Annotated in this window: 2 protein-coding genes; both read right to left on the bottom strand. The window is 44.6% G+C overall.

The window, feature by feature from the left end:
* Positions 1 to 34: 34 nt before the first annotated feature.
* On the bottom strand, positions 35 to 1,102 hold the full coding sequence (locus VN379_RS03120; protein WP_325530692.1) for an alpha/beta fold hydrolase: 1,068 nt from the start codon (positions 1,100 to 1,102) through the stop codon (positions 35 to 37).
* Positions 1,103 to 1,618: 516 nt separating this feature from the next.
* A partial coding sequence (locus VN379_RS03115) for a flavodoxin (RefSeq protein WP_325530690.1) occupies positions 1,619 to 2,668 on the bottom strand: 1,050 nt, incomplete at its 5' end.

The following is a 2,668-nucleotide window of genomic DNA, read 5'->3' as shown; positions in this document are numbered from 1 at the left end:
CCATAATATATATGAGAGAAATGGCCGTTTCGCTTTATTTGGCAAGGCCTTTATCCTTCATCCATTTTTCCATCAAATTTGCAATCTGGACATTATTCAGATCTGAAAACAGAAAATGTGTATTGCCATAAACCCCAATTTCCGGCAGATGAACGATAGTCGCATCCCCGCCATAACTGTTAATGACTGCCGCCCATTTCCGTGCAAGGTTCAGGCGCACGCGCCAGTTATCCTGGCCCCAGTTATCCGTGGGCTCGGATGGGATATTATCCCCATAATAGACAATGATAGGGATCTTCGTGAGTTTCATGAAGTCCTTCATCGGAACAGACTCACCTTTTGCCGGGAAAGGACTGCTTGTCGCCTCTACTTCTGGTACCTCACCCTCAGGGAAAGGGAATGTGCCCGGCTCCATAGCAACAATGCCGCGTACCTTGTCCGTCCTGATTGCCGTATACCAGCCTGGACCGCCGCCCTGCGAATGCGTCACGAGAACGCCTTCTCCAGATTTTTCAAATACCGCAGCCATAGCATCGGCAATAACCCCATTATTATACGCACCGGTGTTCGGCGTCATCTGACGGAAAAACTGGTCCAATGATTCCTTATCTCTTGGTACCTGAGCATTCTCGTAGTAGTCTGGCCATTGACCAATGCGAAAAGCATTGTACCAAAGCTGATCATCCGGTGTCGCAGAAATCTTCTCCGGTATGGGGGATCGGCCGGCTTTGCCGCGGCGCGGCTGGTCAACAAGGAAGGTACTGTAGCCACATTCCAAAAAGATATTCTGGAAACCATCGCGACCATCCGGCGTTGACTCCCAAGTCTTTGCTGACTGCCCAGCGCCATGCAGGAACACTAGTCCATATTTATGCGCCTTGACCGGCTTTTGGTAGAACACATAGGCATGGTCACCATGCAATGTTTCACCAGCAAGATTCGTCGGCTTTGTTCTGTCGTATTTACCTGGTGCAGTTACCACCGTGCCGCCAGCTAGAAAACTCCCCTGGTCCTTAATTGTGACAGGCTTACTCATAGCCGAAACCGAGCCAACCGTCATAATCATCGCTAAAAGTACGGACAAAATAGGTTTTTTTACCATGAAAATACCCCCTCCTCTATGCAGCTCAACGCATCTTTTCAACCATCATTTTACTACAGTATCCATTTCCCCCTGTGTAAGCTGAAATCATAGCTTGTACAAAAAATCGTCATCCCAAGTACTGTAGCGGAGGTAACAGAAACAAGTAAAACTTATCACCCTCATTATGCTACAAATGGAAAAAAACCGTTATCCCATTCCTACCAAATGATTACCTAATCCTATCACAGCTAACTAATATACTTTATATGGCGCGAAGCTGTGTAAATGTCGATGATCGCCAATCCCGTTCACCGTGTTTTTCCTGCATCCCTGTTCTTTACGTTCTGCTATGACTAATACCAAAATAGAAAAAACCGGGCCACTGTACCCGGTTTTAATGCCACTTTTTCTCAAGAGCTATAGTTGAAATGCAGTTACATTTAAATAATGTTTCTTTACAGTGGAAACCGGCACCGGCACTGTAGACAAAATCTCGTCTTGAAATATTCAAACACATGCCTTGTAAACATATTACTAATCTATATTTCCTCTAACGAGGTTTTTCAAGTAATTCGTGACATCATTCCTGACGAATGGGATATCGCTACTGTATACGCTCAGTGGTTCTGCCACCTTCCCATTTGCCATTGCTCGCAACACTTCCCTGCTATCACCAACACCACCACCGCCATGAGTTACGACTGGAACAATGGTCTTCCCCTCGAAATCATATGCCTTAATGAAGCTGGCCACTGGCCTGGGAAGCGTCCCCCACCATAAAGGATAAACAAGTACAATCGTATCATACTGTATCAAATCAGGCAGCTTATGCTTCAGAACAGGAAAGCTTTGATTCGCCAACTCATTCCCTGCAATCTTTGTGGTTTCATTGTAACTGGCAGGATACTTTTCCTCCGTCTGAATTAATGCAATATCTCCCCCTATTGCATTCTGTATCATAAGAGCTAAAACCTGAGCGTTTCCTAAAAGAGCTCCATTTTCCTTCATCATAGAAGCTCCAGATACGGCATCTACTTGCTCAGGAAAATCCGTATTGCCTACCCGGCTAAAATATACAATCAACACATTGCCAGAGAAATTAACTTTTTCACCCTCAAGGGTCTCTTGCAGATTTATACTTACCGGATGGTACCAACGTTCTATATAGGGCAGAACAAATATGCTGCTAACCATCAATATAAGTGCCAGTCCGGTCAAATAGTAGAATTTTCTTCCCTGTATATACCGCCCCATATGCATAAGCACATGAAAAATCAATGATGCCAGGGCAGCAATTGCAGCACCAAGATGAAGAGCGCGAACATTCCAGTCAGAAAGAAACCTCATATTGGGAAATAAATGTTTCGACATGGCGACTCCACTAATTACCAGCACCAAAACACTGATACCAAAAACGCCAATAACAACAATGCCTGCCATCCTCTTGCGATTATAACTGCCTCGTCCAAGATTCATGTAGTAGCCTTTGTTGAGCAAATTATGAATAATGATAAGAACAAAAAAGATACAACCCGATATTTCATGAATACGGCCCGTAGAAGCCATAATACCGATCTCATAGAA

Origin of the sequence: Sporomusa sp. (genome assembly GCF_035561255.1) — a bacterium.
Classification (GTDB): domain Bacteria; phylum Bacillota; class Negativicutes; order Sporomusales; family Sporomusaceae; genus Sporomusa.
The sequence above is the reverse complement of the archived record's forward strand: the minus strand, read 5'-3'. Positions and strand labels throughout refer to the sequence as shown.